General features: G+C 43.2%; 11 protein-coding genes. 3 read left to right on the forward strand and 8 right to left on the reverse strand.

Annotation, left to right across the window (positions count from 1 at the left end; translation table 11 throughout):
• Positions 1-101 precede the first annotated feature (101 nt).
• The 4 genes from V7K27_RS02295 to V7K27_RS02310 all read right to left on the reverse strand — a co-directional run bounded on the left by V7K27_RS02295 (position 102) and on the right by V7K27_RS02310 (position 4,325).
• A complete protein-coding gene (locus V7K27_RS02295; RefSeq protein WP_334943964.1) occupies positions 102-998 on the reverse strand; it encodes an ABC transporter permease in 897 nt (298 codons plus the stop codon).
• A 53-nt stretch (positions 999-1,051) separates the two neighbouring features.
• Entirely contained in the window at positions 1,052-1,756 is a 705-nt protein-coding gene (locus tag V7K27_RS02300) for a DevA family ABC transporter ATP-binding protein (RefSeq protein ID WP_334943901.1), read from the reverse strand.
• An 89-nt stretch (positions 1,757-1,845) separates the two neighbouring features.
• Positions 1,846-3,021: an ABC transporter permease DevC gene (gene devC, locus V7K27_RS02305; protein WP_334943904.1), complete on the reverse strand. Its 1,176-nt coding sequence runs from the start codon at positions 3,019-3,021 to the stop codon at positions 1,846-1,848.
• A complete protein-coding gene (locus V7K27_RS02310; RefSeq protein ID WP_334943905.1) occupies positions 3,018-4,325 on the reverse strand; it encodes an ABC exporter membrane fusion protein in 1,308 nt (435 codons plus the stop codon). The genes devC and V7K27_RS02310 overlap by 4 nt, the downstream gene beginning before the upstream one ends.
• A 367-nt stretch (positions 4,326-4,692) precedes the next feature.
• On the opposite strand from V7K27_RS02310, the gene V7K27_RS02315 reads away from it, so the two are divergent.
• A complete protein-coding gene (locus tag V7K27_RS02315) occupies positions 4,693-5,310 on the forward strand; it encodes a TetR/AcrR family transcriptional regulator (protein WP_334943907.1) in 618 nt (205 codons plus the stop codon).
• 213 nt (positions 5,311-5,523) lie between these two features.
• On the opposite strand, the gene infC is transcribed toward V7K27_RS02315, so the two are convergent.
• The gene (infC, locus tag V7K27_RS02320) at positions 5,524-6,015 is read right to left on the reverse strand and encodes a translation initiation factor IF-3 (protein ID WP_334943966.1); all 492 of its coding nucleotides are present in this window, start codon (positions 6,013-6,015) and stop codon (positions 5,524-5,526) included.
• Between the two features lie 243 nt (positions 6,016-6,258).
• On the opposite strand from infC, the gene V7K27_RS02325 reads away from it, so the two are divergent.
• Positions 6,259-7,596 carry a DEAD/DEAH box helicase gene (locus tag V7K27_RS02325; RefSeq protein WP_334943909.1) on the forward strand — a complete coding sequence of 446 codons (1,338 nt, stop codon included), beginning with the start codon at positions 6,259-6,261 and terminating at the stop codon, positions 7,594-7,596.
• Positions 7,597-7,737: 141 nt separating this feature from the next.
• On the opposite strand, the gene dnaG is transcribed toward V7K27_RS02325, so the two are convergent.
• The gene (dnaG, locus tag V7K27_RS02330) at positions 7,738-9,738 is read right to left on the reverse strand and encodes a DNA primase (RefSeq protein WP_334943968.1); all 2,001 of its coding nucleotides are present in this window, start codon (positions 9,736-9,738) and stop codon (positions 7,738-7,740) included.
• Positions 9,739-9,903: 165 nt separating this feature from the next.
• Here dnaG and tftA point away from each other — a divergent pair, with 165 nt between their 5' ends.
• Positions 9,904-11,256, forward strand: a complete 1,353-nt coding sequence (gene tftA / locus V7K27_RS02335; RefSeq protein ID WP_334943911.1) for a hormogonium tapered terminus morphoprotein TftA — start codon at positions 9,904-9,906, stop codon at positions 11,254-11,256.
• A gap of 338 nt (positions 11,257-11,594) precedes the next feature.
• On the opposite strand, the gene cls is transcribed toward tftA, so the two are convergent.
• The gene (gene cls, locus V7K27_RS02340; RefSeq protein ID WP_334943913.1) at positions 11,595-13,037 is read right to left on the reverse strand and encodes a cardiolipin synthase; all 1,443 of its coding nucleotides are present in this window, start codon (positions 13,035-13,037) and stop codon (positions 11,595-11,597) included.
• A 270-nt stretch (positions 13,038-13,307) separates the two neighbouring features.
• Positions 13,308-14,138 carry an endonuclease/exonuclease/phosphatase family protein gene (locus tag V7K27_RS02345; protein WP_334943915.1) on the reverse strand — a complete coding sequence of 277 codons (831 nt, stop codon included), beginning with the start codon at positions 14,136-14,138 and terminating at the stop codon, positions 13,308-13,310.
• Positions 14,139-14,410 lie beyond the last annotated feature (272 nt).

Genomic DNA, 14,410 nt, shown 5'->3' on the forward strand with positions numbered 1-14,410 from the left:
TGACCAATGACCAATGACCAATGACCAATGACCAATGACCAATGACCAATGACCAATGACCAATGACCAATGACCAATGACCAATGACCAATGACAATTGACTACTTTCGGATTCTATTTTCTCTCCGTAATCGGGGATTGACAAATTCATTTAACCCCTCACCAAGTAGTGATAACCCTACTACCATAAATGTCATCGTTAAACCAGGGAAAAGCGTAGTCCACCAAATGCCAGTAGGTAGAGCTTCTAAGGCTTGTTTTAGATCATGTCCCCATTCTGGCACTTCTTCGGGAAGTCCTAGCCCCAAAAAGCCCAAACCGCCCAACACCAAAATCGCATCAGCCGCGTTGAGTGTGAATAGGACGGGTACGCTTTGAATGACGTTGAAAAACAGATAACGAGAAAGCACAACCCAAGTAGAAGCGCCCATTGCTTGAGCCGCTTCGATGAACACTTCAGTTTTCACGCTCACGGTGTGGTTGCGAACAACGCGATAATATTGGGGGATGTAAGCAATGCTAATTGCGATCGCGGCATTTAATATCCCCCGCCCCACTACAAACGCCAGCGTCACAGACAGCAGTAGCCCCGGTAGGGTGTAGATGCTATCCATAATAAACAGCAACACTTTATCCAATTTACCGCCGAGATAACCACTCAGCATCCCCAAAGGCACACCGATAATCATACTCAGCGATGTTGCCAAAATCACCACCAGCAAAGCAGCTTGAGCGCCGAACAATGTCCGGGAGAACACATCATAACCCAGGCGACTAGTACCATACCAATGTTTAGCTGAGGGTGGCTCGTGAATTGGATTAGAGAGAAAATCTTTCGGGTTTTGCAGCCATCCCCAAGCCTGGAATACGGGAGCGAAGAATGCCAGGAAGATGAAAAATAGGGTAATGGCTAACCCGATGAGCATGAGTTTTTGGGAAAGATTGGAAGTTTTGCCAAACTGTAAAAATGTCGGCAGCCGCCGTTTTGTAATGGCCATAAAGCGATCGCTTGGATCAAGCAAGATACGCTGACCATTTTAATTGAAATCTCCTAACTAGCTGCAACAACAGCGCGGTCATTTATTAATTTGCCATCTTCCATATAGACGATGCGATCGGCAATATCGAGAATGCGATTGTCATGAGTAACCAAGAGAATGGTAGAATGTTGTTCTTTAGCTAGTTTTTGCATCAGGTTAACCACATCTCGGCCAGATTTACTGTCGAGGGCGGCGGTGGGTTCATCCGCTAAGACAATTTTAGGATGACCAACTAAAGCACGAGCGATCGCAACTCTTTGTTTTTGTCCCCCAGATAAATCATCAGGATAATAATTCAGGCGATTCCCTAATCCTACTTCCTCTAACATTTGGGCTGACCGGGTTTTCATTTCTGCCGGCGAAATATTATTATGCACTTCCAAACCCATTCTGACGTTCTGGAGTACTGTCAGGCTACCGTGCAAGTTGTGCGCTTGGAAAATATAACCGTTATTGCGTCGCGCTTGGGTAAGTTTTGCGGTGTTAGCGCCACACAGTTCTTGTCCCAATATCTGCAAACTGCCAGATTGGGCAGAACGCAAGCCGCCTGATAAGGTGAGAAGTGTAGTTTTACCAGAACCAGAAGGCCCAGTCATAATAATAATTTCCCCGGCGTTAATATCCAGGTTGATATCAAAGAGAACTTGCTTACGAAGTTGACCATGACCAAAGTAATGGTCAAGATTTTTAACAGAGATTACAGGTTGACTAGTCATAAATAGCTCGATTACTCGTGATGACCGTCATTTGTCCTTTGTCATTTGTCCTTTGCAAATGACCAGTGACCAATGACAAATGACAATTTTTAAAACATATCTGCGGGATCGGCGGACTGTAATTTGCGAGTGGCGATCGCACCAGAAATTATGCACATAATCATAGTCAGCGTTAATACTGTCAAGGCTCGTGCTAGGGTCATGTAAACTGGTAAATTGGTGGCATTACGAGTTAAATGATAAAGTCCTAAAGGTGCGATCGCTCCGGGGATAAAGCCCAAGATTGCCAAAATTATCGCCTCTTCAAACACCACACCTAATAAGTAGAGATTGTTATACCCCATTGCTTTGAAAGTGGCGTATTCTTTGATATGGGAATTCACATCTGTAGAAAGAACTTGATAGACGATAATCACGCCCACCAGAAAGCCCATTCCGACACCCAAGCTAAAAATAAACCCAATCGCCGTATTTTTTTTCCAATAATCTGTTTCAAATTCGATAAATTCTGCTTTAGTCAACACTTTAACATCATGATCTAAATGAGATTCTAAAGCTGCTTTCACCTGTTTTAAGTCATAGCCTGGTTCTAGTTGAACCAAACCTAAACTGACACTGCTGGCTTCTCGCTTCGGAAATAGCCGCAAGAAATTCTGGTCGCTGGTAATCAGATTCCCATCAGCCGCAAATGAAGCCCCGATTGAAAATAAGCCGCTAATGGTAATCGTCCGGCGGTCAATTTCAGTCGTCACAGGTTTCCCTTGTGCAACTTGAGCGATCGCTTCTTTATAATCTCCTCTAGAGGCGCGATCGAACAGGACGGTATCTGGTAGCTTCACCCGATCTATCTGGCTGTTCACATCCGCCAAATTAAACGGTTGCTTTTCAGGATTAATCCCAATAACTAATACAGATGTCTTTTGCTGGGTTTGGGGATTCTTCCAATCAACAATGTTGATATACATTGCTTCTGCTGACTTCACCCCCTGTACATCCATTGCCTGATACAGTCGCCGCCGCGTAAAGGTGGATGCATTTAACAGGTTACGGGCTTGAGGACTAACTACGAAAATGTCAGCCTGTATACTGTTGTGCAGTTTAGTATTACTTTCAAACAAGGCGGTCTGAAATCCTAGCTGCATAAACATGAGAACATCAGCGAAAGCAATGCCTCCCAATGCCACAAACAGACGGCTTTTTTCATGACTCAGTTGCAGCCATCCCAGAGGGGTTCGCTGCCGCAGTTGTTGAATAAATCCAATCATAGTTCAATCACCGCCTTTACTTGTAGATTGGTAAAGTTGGCAGCTTTGGCGCTGGAAGCCTGATTTAGTCGCACATGAACTTCCACTACTCTGCTGTCAATATTGCTGGAGGGGTCACTGTTGATCAGATTTTGTCGCTGCACCTGCATTCCCAGCCAATCGACGGTTCCCTGTAATTCTCCGGGGAGGGAATCGCTGATTATCTTGACCCGTTGCCCCGATCGCACTTTGTTAACATCACTTTGATAAACTTCTGCGATCGCATACATCTGATCGGTTCGACCTAATTCTACAATCCCGTCATTAGAAACGGTTTCTCCAGCTCGTGTATTAATCTTCATAATTTGCCCTGCTTCGGGAGCGCGGACGTATGCTTGATCCAGTTGCGCTTGCATTTTTTGCACAGTAGCTTGAGCGCTATCTACCTGTGCTTGGGCGTTGGCAACATCTGTAGGACGGACTTCAGCCGTTTGGTTGAGAGTAGCTTTGGCTTCGTTAATCTGCTGTTGTAAACTAGCGAGGGTTTGGTTGCGGTTCGCTTTGGCTTCTTTAATCTGCTGTTCTAAAGTAGCGACAGTTCTGGTTTTGTTGGCTTGGTTTTCGATTACCTCTTGAGTAGAAGTTTCTGCACTCAAGCGTTTTTGATCGGCTTCCTGACTGGAAATTGCCCCTTCTTTGTATAAAGCGTCATAGCGTTGCACATCTACTTGAGCGTTCCGCTTTTGGGCTGCGACGCGAGCCACCGTTGCTTGTAAACTCTGTTGTTGTCCTTGCAATTCCGCTTCTAGGCGATCAATTGTGGCTTGTTGAGTTTTGATATTTCCCTCTAGTTCGACTTGCAGACGATATACAGCAGCTTGCTTGGCTCCAATTTCTCCCTGTTTTGCTCCCGCTTTTACCTTGTCAAGGCTGGATTTGGCAACTTGAACTTGTTTTTGGGCTTCAACCAAACTTGCTTGCAAGCGATCGCGGCTGTCCATAATTGCAATTACCTGTCCAGCTTTGACGCGATCGCCTTCTTTCACCAATAGTTTCTGAAGCAGACTTCCCTCAGTCGAAGAAGTTGCAGACAATTTTATGACTTCTCCATTTGGTTCTAAGCGTCCCAATGCTGTGACTGTTTTTACCACCGGTTGAACAACTACTGGCGCTGCTTGCTTTTCATTAGCAGTAGCCTGAAACTTTAGCACCGTATAAACACTAGCTCCACCTATTGCAATAGATGCAATTATTGCTAATGTAGTAGGCGATCGCCAAAGATTTTGGGAAAACTTTAAATCCTCTAATTTCCAGTTCTGCACCATAGTGTCCACCTTTTCCCATTCGCAACTTATACTAAACTGTTCAGTTCAATATATGCTAAACTAAACGGAGTAGTTTAGTCAAGAGCAAAAAGTAAAATTGGGCATTGGGCATTAGACATAGGAGTGAAAATGAATGTAGAGACGTAGCACTGCTACGTCTCTACAAGGATTCTGGGTAACGCATATTTAATTTCACCAGATGTCTATTGGGCATTGGGCATTGGGAAGAGACAAGGAAGAAACTTGTTCAAGAATTCCCCCTCATCTCCCTCATCTCCCCCACTCCCTACTCCCCACTCCCCACTCCCGTCTAAGTTAAATGCCAATTAACTGATTAAAATTATTTATAAGAGAGGATAATTAATAAATGGTACGGATTAAAACTGACGAAGTAGATCGAGATAATTCCGTTGATAAAGTGGAGCAAATTCTGCAAGGGGCAATGCAGGAGTTCATGCAAAATGGCTATGCTGGTACAAGTATGGATCGGGTAGCAGTAGCAGCTGGTGTTTCTAAAGCGACAGTCTACAGCCACTTTCAAGATAAAGAAGGACTTTTTAAAGTACTGATCGAGAACTTGGCACATCAGAAGTTTAACTCTCTCTTTGGCATGGAACCTATGGAGGGAGAACCAAAAATCGTACTGCGCCAATTCGGAACCAAATTATTAGAACAGATGAATAACGACCAGGAACACTGTGCATTTTGGCGAGTACTAATTGGGGAATCTGGTCGTTTTCCAGAATTAACTCAGATTTGTGTTCGGGCGATGATTAAACCAATGCTAGAAACGATCACTCAATACTTGGCTGCTCACCCGGAACTGAATATTAGTGACCCAGAGGCAACAGCGAGGATTCTTTTAGGCACATTAGTTAATTTTCATGTGACTCAAGACGTGATGCATGGGAAGGATATTATACCAATGGAAAGCGATCGCCTGATTAATGCCTTGACACACCTAATCACTAATTGCGCCGATTAATTGGTTATATCCCGGCGCTTGTTCGGTGGGAAGGTCAAAATAATTCATAATTGATAATTAATAATTATAATCAGTGGTAGCTCGCTACTCTCCACTGTATTGTTGGCCACTAAATTTTTGATTTAGTCTGGGCTGCTGTACAGTGTGTTTAATTATGAATTATGAATTAGTAATTATTTGGTCAAATACATCCTCCAGCGATCGCCAGATTAACTAGGCAGGAATAACTTGAACAATTAGTGAGCGTTTATCCAGCGACTGGATTTTACCTACTTGACTGAGATCGTTTGCAATCCGGTCTAGCAAGTCTCCCGCTTGGTCACGATATTGATGTTCTCGGCCTCGTAAACGAATGGCAAACTTCACCGAATCGCCTTTACTCAACCACTGAACGGCTTTCTCAATGCGTAAATTGTAATCAGCCACACCCACGTTTAGCCCGAACCGAACTTCTTTTACCGTGGGTCTAGCACTCTGGCTCTGACGTTTTTTCTTTTGATACTGAAGCTTGCCATAGTTAAGAATCTTGGCAATTGGAGCGTCTTTGCCTTCGGAGACTACAACTAAGTCAAGCTCTAAGCTTTCGGCTAGCTGTAGCGCCTCATTGGTATCGATCAGACCACGATTATTATTCTCATGGTCAATCAAGAACACATGAGGTGACTTGATTTGCGAATTAATCAGTTGCTTTTGGATTGCGATAATGAATTTCTCCTAATTGTTCAACACTTTACTTTGCAAGCAAGTAATGCTATTGCTAATTTAACACAACACTGAATCAGAGCAACTTTAACGACACAATGGATTGCAATCTGTTAGAATGCAGAACTGCGGCACACGCTCTCAGTCTTGGCGCTACTGCCTATCCAGCCTTTCAATGATTTTTTATCCGTCCGCCTAAGACTAACGCCTTCATTGGCGACAGGCCGATATTATTTTTGGAGTTTTATGTCTTTTTCTACTCTCGGCTTGTCCAATGAAATTATTCGTGCCGTTACTGAGCGAGGGTACACGGAACCCACGCCAATTCAAATGCAGGCGATTCCTGCCGTCTTGTCGGGTAAGGATTTGCTAGCTGGCGCACAAACTGGCACTGGAAAGACCGCTAGTTTTACCCTACCGCTTCTGCATCGGTTGTCGTCTGACAAGAGCAAAGGTACTTCTAATGGATACCCGCCGATTCGGGCGCTGATTCTCACCCCGACTCGTGAACTCGCTGCACAGGTGGAAGAAAGCGTGCGCGAGTACGGCAAGTATTTGAAGCTCAACTCGATGGTGATATTTGGCGGAGTCAGTATTCATCTGCAAAAACAGCGTTTGAAAGGCCGAGTGGATATCTTGGTTGCAACTCCAGGGCGACTGCTAGACCACGTACACCAGGGTACAGTGAACCTGTCACAAATTGAGGTTTTGGTGCTGGATGAAGCAGATCGGATGCTGGACATGGGCTTTATTAATGATATTCGTCGCATCCTCTCGCTTCTCCCCAAACAGCGACAAAATTTGCTATTCTTCGCTACTTTTTCGGACAAAATTAAGGCATTGGCTGCTGGATTGCTGAATCACCCGACGATGATTGAGGTAGCACGCCGCAACGTTACCGCCGACACGATCGCCCAGAAAGTTTATCAGGTAGACCGTGACAAGAAACGCCAATTACTTGCTCACCTAATTCGGCGAGATAGTTGGTATCAAGTGCTAGTATTCACTCGCACTAAGTACGGCGCTGACCGATTGGTTAAGCAGTTGGGCGAAGACCGGATTCAAGCACTGGCAATCCACGGTAATAAGAGCCAGCCAGCGCGGACTAACGCTTTGACAAAGTTCAAGAATGGCAGCTTACAAGTATTGGTGGCAACGGATATTGCTGCTAGGGGTCTTGACATCAGCGAACTGCCCCATGTGGTCAACTTCGATCTACCCAATGTACCAGAGGATTATGTTCATCGCATTGGTCGCACTGGTCGCGCTGGCGCGTCCGGTGAAGCTGTATCGCTGGTGTGCGTTGATGAACAGCATCTATTAACAGATATAGAAAAACTGATCCAGCAGCGCTTGCCGAAAGAAGTGGTCGCTGGCTTTAGCCCCAACCCCGACATTAAGGCAGAACCAATCCCAAATGGACGCCAAGAAAGAACCAAGGCTGGAGGTGACAAGCGTCCGGCTCGTTCTATTGCATCACCACAGATATCGACTAAACGTAAGGTAGCGCCACCTGCCACCAATAGCGATCAGTCTAGCGATCGTTCGTCCAGATCGCGCCGTTCTGCTAAAGGCGATCGCTGATCTTTGTTCTTAGGGATTACCACGCCCTAGATCGCAAAGACGCGATAAATCGCCGTCTTTACAATAATCGGTTCTCTGTAGAGACGGCGATTTATCGCGTCTCTTGGCTTAACCGAACCGTATTGGGGCGTGAGTCCGAAACTACAACAACTCGGTGATCGAAAATAATCGTTGTCGGTCTATTTTCTGAAGCTTGATTTTTTCAGCGTAGAAAGCCTGATAATAAGATTGATACCGCTCTGGTTCAGCTTCTGGATCAGTTTTTTGCCATAGTTCCAAAAAGTGACGATAGCGTTTTTCAAGCATTACCAAATCCATGCAAGCGATCGCAGCTTGAACCACTTGTGGAGTCCGAAGTATTTCTTTGTTCCATTTCTCGTTTAGATGGAACAGATGCGACACTAATCCCAATTCTTCAGACGATTCTAGGTATCTGTTTTCCAAAGTTGATATTAAATCTAGCTGTTCTACGGCTGTTTCTAAAATCTGTTGCCATAAAAATCGGTGGTGGGAAAGGCTAAATTGCAAATCTCGCTCCTCTAATTCGTCAATAATCGCTTGACGCTGTTCTGGACAATGCAAGTAAATTCGCAGTAATAAAGCCTCTGCGTTTTCTAAAAGATTTCGTTCTGTGGGAAGTGGGGAGTCTGAAACTTTGCTACCTCCCCATGCTTTCTTCGCTGATACAGGCTTAGAGTATGTAGCCGCAGGGGGAGCAATTTGAGTTAACAGATTTTCGACTCGTAGGGGTATAAGTCTGGTATCTCCCAAGCTGAGTATTTCTGCACAGTAGGAAACGTAATAGTTGCGTGTATCGCTGTTAACTATATTTTTAAGTAATTTGACTAATTGCTGAGTTACTTGTTGAAAATCAGTAGCCTGTTTTAAGTCGCGGTCTTTAATAATTTGCTGAATCTGCCAGTCTAACCAAAGTGGAGCGGTTTCCAAAAGTTCTTTCCGCTCAGAAGGAGATAATTCATCTATACGATATCGAGATTTTTTTAGGGTGGACAGCCTTTCATTTGGAGCTGCTAGAGCTTGATACTCTTCTGGATTATGCGTGTTCAGAAATTCATCAGCATCTTTGCCCTTGGGTAGATTGAGAATCTTTAATTGAACTTCTCCCTTATATGCTAATTCGGCAATTTCACCGATCGCTCTTTCGGTGGCATTGGTTCCGGCTTTATCAGCATCAAAGTTGAGTACTAATTGTTTCGATTCGGTGTAGCGTAATATTAGCCGCACTTGTTCTAAGCTTAAGGCAGTACCGAGAGAGGCGACGGCGTTATTAATACCAACGGCATGGAGAGCGATCGCATCAAAATATCCCTCTACCACCACCGCTTGATCAACTTGGGAAATCCCACCTTTAGCTTGATCAAGGGCAAATAATGTTTTACCTTTACTAAAAAGTTCGGTTTCCGGTGAATTCAAATATTTAGGCTGCTCATCAGTCAGAGTTCTACCACCAAAGGCGATGACGCGCCCTTGGACATCACGGATGGGAATCATTAAGCGATCGCGGAATACATCATAATAACCGCCTCCTTCCTTGCGTGGCTTAATCAATCCCGCTTTTTCCACTATTTGCGCTGGGTAATGTTTATCTTCCACTAGATAGCGATGGAGAGTTTCCCAACCTGCGGGGGCATAACCTAAACCAAATTGCTGTATAGTTTCTTCTTTAAGTTTCCGGTTAGATTGCAAATATTGAAGTGCTTTTTGCCCTTGAGATTGTCTCAGGGCGTGTTGGTAAAACTGTGCTGACGAAGCCAGAACTTCATACAACTGTTCACGCAAAGATATCTGACGCTGTAATTCTTGGCGTTGTTCGGGTTCGAGAGTTTGTACAGGTACTTGGTAACGCCGTGCTAAATCTAGCACCACGTCAGGAAAAGAACGCTTTCCCAACTCCATGACAAACTTAATGGCATTTCCCGCAGCTAAACAGCCGAAGCAATAGTACATTTGCTTGGTTTGGCTGACGGTGAAGCTAGGAGATTTTTCATCATGGAAGGGGCACAAACCGACAAAATCCTTGCCACGTTTGCGTAAAACTACGTATTCCGAGACGACATCTACAATATCAGCCCGTAGTTTAACTTCTTCAATTGTGTCTGGGTGCAAGCGGGGGATTTGCATGGCTTTGTCATTAGTCATTGGTCATTGGTCATTGGTCATGAACTTTGGAGAAATACCAAAGGACAAATGACAAAAGACTTCTGATCGCTATTATATTCTTGTTGCTAGAGCAAGAATGATATATAGAATTGCTTACGCTTAATTGTATCAGAGGAAATACTGAAAATGGGACGTATTTTTATATCGGCGGCTCATGGAGGCAAAGAAACTAGAGGAATCGATGCAGGTGCGATCGCAGGTGGTACAACTGAAGCTAAAGAAATGATTCTGCTGCGGGATTTGATTGTCACGGAACTAAGAGCGCGAAATTTGGAAATTTTGGCGGTTCCTGATGACTTGAGTGCCGCCCAAACTATCGCCTGGATCAATTCCCGTGGGCGTCGCGGTGATATCGCCCTAGAAATTGAATCTGATGCGGCTAACAGTCCTTCTGTGCGTGGGGCTAGCGTCTTCTACATTGCTAATAATAGCGATCGCAAAAGTAATGCTGAACAGTTGCTAATGGGGTTGTTGCGTCGCGTAGCCCAATTACCGAACCGGGGAGTCAAGCCAGATACAGATAGTGGATTAGGTAGTTTAGCATTCTGTCGCCAGACAACGCTTCCAGCTTTGGTGATGCAAGTGGGGTTTCTCAGCAATCCAGAGGATCGGGCTTTGCTGCAAACTCGTCGCCGCGATTTTGCTTTGGGAATTGTCGATGGACTAGTAACTTGGAGTCGGGTGATTGACCCCACTCCTGGAACTCCGGCAGAAGCAAATTATCCGCCAATTAACATTAATATTAATGGACAAAGTTACACAGAGCAAGGGGTTTTAGTTAATGGTAATGCTTACATTCCCATTGATTTAGTAGACCTTCTACGAATTGACCTTTCAAAAGCAGCTAATGTCAATCGGATTACCTATCACAAAGTAGTTTATGTCAAAGCGATCGAACTGCGAGATTTTAAGGTTGCAGTTAGTTGGGATGCTGCAAATCGTACTGTCAGCTTGCGCTCGAATTTGACGGTTTGCCCTGGTCAATTTGACCGGGTGATGTCGAACGGGAATACTTCAGAAGTACAGTTACAATTATTTATTAAAAACAATAATGAAAATGCTTTGGTAAAGTTTCCTGACATTCCAAAACTTTATCGAGAAGAAGCAGGTATAGAGGGAGTAAACTATGATATTGCCTTTTGCCAAATGTGTGTAGAAACTGGATTTTTACGGTTTGGTGGTGATATTAAACCTGAGCAAAATAACTTTGCTGGCTTAGGTGCGATCGGTGGAGGTTCGGAGGCTGCATCTTTTCCAAGTGCCAGAATTGGAGTGAGGGCGCACGTCCAACATTTGAAAGCTTACGCCAGTTTAGAACCTTTGGTACAAGAAGTAGTAGATCCCAGGTTTCGCTTTGTCACACGCGGGATTGCAACATTAATTGATCAGCTATCAGGGCGATGGTCAGCAGATTTGGATTATGGTACGAAAATTTCAGCAATGCTCAAACGATTATATGAATCAGCAGGACTTCTTTAAGTACCAATGGGAGCATCTCAGTGAAAGCAAATACACTACACGAAGATTCATGCTCCCTCTCCTTACTAAGGAGAGGGCTGGGGTGAGGTTTAGGCTTTCTACGAAAGTGAGATGCTCTCAGTACCAATTCTGTATGAAGATGCGCTAAACCATATTTAAGTACAAGAAAGAAAAACGAACCGCAAAGGAGAGGCAGCGCGTTGCGGGGGTTCCCCCCGTTGTAGCGACTGCCGTCGCAAAGGACACAAAGAAAGAAAGAAGTTAAAAGGGTTTGGCGCAGCCTCACAAAGAAATGGTATTACGCAATTGTGACAGTTGCGTAAGTCCTGTATTAGTGATTAAAGTAAAGGAGTCAGCAATCGAGAGACTCTCACAGCTAACTTGAACCAAAAAGGTTTTTTATCGTACTCATCAAGATCAACAGCAACACAGACAGCTAAATCATCCTCTAACATCTTTTTCACACTTTGGACAAACCGAGGATCGGTAACAAAACCCATAACTTCAAAGTTTAGGGAAAAAGAGCGATTATCTAAGTTAACAGTTCCTACCCCTGCTATATTCTCATCAACGACTATAATTTTCTGGTGCATAAACCCATTTTTGTAACGATACAACCTGATACCGATTGTTTCCATTTCGGTGTAGTAAGAAAAGGAACATAAATAAACAAATAAGTGATCGGGTCGATTTGGTAAGATAATTCGCACATCTACACCTCGCATTGCTGCCAGTTTTAAGGCTGACAATGTTGCCTCATCCGGTACAAAGTATGGACTAGCAATCCAGAGGTGAGTTTGAGCTTGATTAATTAGTTGTACGAAAAAAAGCTTACAAGCTGGTAGCGAATCTGCTGGGCCTGTAGGAAGAATAAATGCAGTTTGATTAGTTTCCCGATTAATTTTTACCTGCCAATTAACTTCGATAAGTTTTCGAGTCGCCCAATACCAATCTCGCACAAAGGAGTTTTGTAAACTTTGTACTGTTGGGCCTTGAAGCATCATGTGCGTGTCGCGCCAGGGACTCAAGCGAGGATTTTTTCCTAAATATTCGTCACCAATATTCAGTCCACCTACAAATGCTATTTCTCCATCCACCACCAGAATTTTCCGATGATTGCGAAAATTAAATTGGAACCGATTACCCTGTCCTTTGGTGGTGTTAAATGCACTCACTGCAATTCCATACTGTTTTAGTGACTCGATATAAGAACGAGATAGTTTCTTTGAACCAATTTCATCGTAGAGAAAGTAGATGTTTATTCCTTCCTTGGCTTTAGCAATCAACGCTTCTTTAAACTTATTACCTGCTTGGTCATCGTTAACAGTATATGATTGCAACAAAATATAATTTGTCGCCGATGCAATCTTTTTCAGCATCGCTTCATAGGTTTGCTGACCATCAATCAGTAATTCGGCAGCATTACCTGATGTGAAAGAAATTTCTGTTAAAGCCTCCGCTAATAGTTGCAACTTGGCTAGTTTATCTGGTGGCGTAACCTGAAATTTAATAACTTCACTATAAGTCTGATGAACAAGCTTGTAGTGTTGTGCATAGACTGAGCGCAGTGTTTCAGCATATCCATGAAATTTAGTTCTTCCTAAAATCCAATACAACGGAATCGCTAGCCAGGGGAAGGTAATTAGAGAAATGCTCCAGGCAATTGCCCCTTGGGAAGAACGCACATTCATCACTGCATGGGCTGCATGTGCAACTCCCACGACATGAACAACAACTGTAGCTGTGCTAAAAATAGCTAGAACACCACTATCTACAAGCATCTGAGTTTTTTTGAGTATTGATATCAGGACTTACGCAAACAATAGCCGAAAAGAGTGATTTTCTGGTAGGGGCAATTCATGAATTGCCCTTACAGCGTCTGACTTTTCACGTTATGTGGAAAAGCCAGGAAAAACCTAACCCCCTAACCCCCTTCCCTACGAGGGAAGGGGGGAAATTCAAAGTCTCTCTCCTAAAAGGAGAGAGAAATAGAAGTGAGGTTTTCCAGATACCGTGAAAAGTCAGCTACAACGTGTGGTTTTGCGTAAGTCCTAGATATAAGTAAATTCTGCCAGCAATGGCTTGTGATCGGATGAACAAATTTTATCTAGCACCTTAGCACTGGCTTTCTTCGCGCTGAGATTTCGATAAAAGATATGATCTAAAGGGGGTGATAACAGGAAGCGTTTAATTTTCTCCTTCTCATGAGGTGCGAAAATTACTGGCGTTAATCCCAATTTAGTTATTACTTGATTGAGGATAACTGCTCTTTTTTGACTCCAAGTATTGAAATCTCCTGAGAATATTAATGGCCCACGATGTGTAGATAATGCTAGCTCTAATTCATTTAGTTGTATTTTAAATTTATTTAAATCTACAAAATTGATCAGATGACTATTGATTGTCAGAAGAGTTGTGCTTTGTTCAGATAGCAGATACTCAGTAATTAAAGAAATTTTAGGAGTTCTAACAATCGGCTCATGATGTTTAGTAGTTATAACTTTTATGGTGAGTGGACTGATTGTAGCTGCTGTGAAAATTCCCGAATAGCTTTGATGATGAATATCTACAAAGTTCGGAGCAAAATTCCAATTCATTTTCAGCCATTTTGACCATTCATCTGTTTCTAACTTTAGAGAGAATTCTTGGAGAAATATGAGGTTTGGTTGATAAGTTTCAATTATTTTTGAAAAATCTTCAATCCAAATTTTATTATAGTTTTGTTTGGCAATATTCCAACTGAGAACTTTAATTGATTTACTATTAATTTTTGTTTGAATTGAATTCTTTTTATCAATTGTTAGTTCTTCTAAACGAATAAATCTATAACCCGGAACAAATTTTGTAACGAGAGTGTTTATGTGTTCTTGAATATTAGGCATCACTAATATTAAAATGGATTTCTTCTAGCTTAACGCTATTGAAATTTAGAAACGATTCCTTTACGTCCAACTCTTGGAGACGCTGCGCGTAGCTTGTTTTTCCGTAGAAGTATGCGTCTACGTTTTTTCATAATTTTGCGTAAGTACTGATTAAAAACGCTACGCTTTTATGCAAAACTATACTAAGGTTTTGCACAATGCGATCGCAAACGATACCGTAAAGTTGTTGTAGACTCGATCGTAATTAAGAAGACAGACCGTGATCGTCCCAT

The sequence above is a fragment of the Nostoc sp. genome (assembly GCF_036919575.1).
Lineage (GTDB): Bacteria > Cyanobacteriota > Cyanobacteriia > Cyanobacteriales > Nostocaceae > Nostoc.

Excerpts from the sequence above, each read along its gene's own strand:
- V7K27_RS02295 (WP_334943964.1), bottom strand. The coding sequence starts at position 998 with ATGGCCATTACAAAACGGCGGCTGCCGACATTTTTACAGTTTGGCAAA.
- V7K27_RS02300 (WP_334943901.1), bottom strand. The coding sequence starts at position 1,756 with ATGACTAGTCAACCTGTAATCTCTGTTAAAAATCTTGACCATTACTTT.
- devC (WP_334943904.1), bottom strand. The coding sequence starts at position 3,021 with ATGATTGGATTTATTCAACAACTGCGGCAGCGAACCCCTCTGGGATGG.
- V7K27_RS02310 (WP_334943905.1), bottom strand. The coding sequence starts at position 4,325 with ATGGTGCAGAACTGGAAATTAGAGGATTTAAAGTTTTCCCAAAATCTT.
- V7K27_RS02315 (WP_334943907.1), top strand. The coding sequence starts at position 4,693 with ATGGTACGGATTAAAACTGACGAAGTAGATCGAGATAATTCCGTTGAT.
- V7K27_RS02325 (WP_334943909.1), top strand. The coding sequence starts at position 6,259 with ATGTCTTTTTCTACTCTCGGCTTGTCCAATGAAATTATTCGTGCCGTT.
- dnaG (WP_334943968.1), bottom strand. The coding sequence starts at position 9,738 with ATGCAAATCCCCCGCTTGCACCCAGACACAATTGAAGAAGTTAAACTA.
- tftA (WP_334943911.1), top strand. The coding sequence starts at position 9,904 with ATGGGACGTATTTTTATATCGGCGGCTCATGGAGGCAAAGAAACTAGA.
- cls (WP_334943913.1), bottom strand. The coding sequence starts at position 13,037 with ATGCTTGTAGATAGTGGTGTTCTAGCTATTTTTAGCACAGCTACAGTT.
- V7K27_RS02345 (WP_334943915.1), bottom strand. The coding sequence starts at position 14,138 with ATGCCTAATATTCAAGAACACATAAACACTCTCGTTACAAAATTTGTT.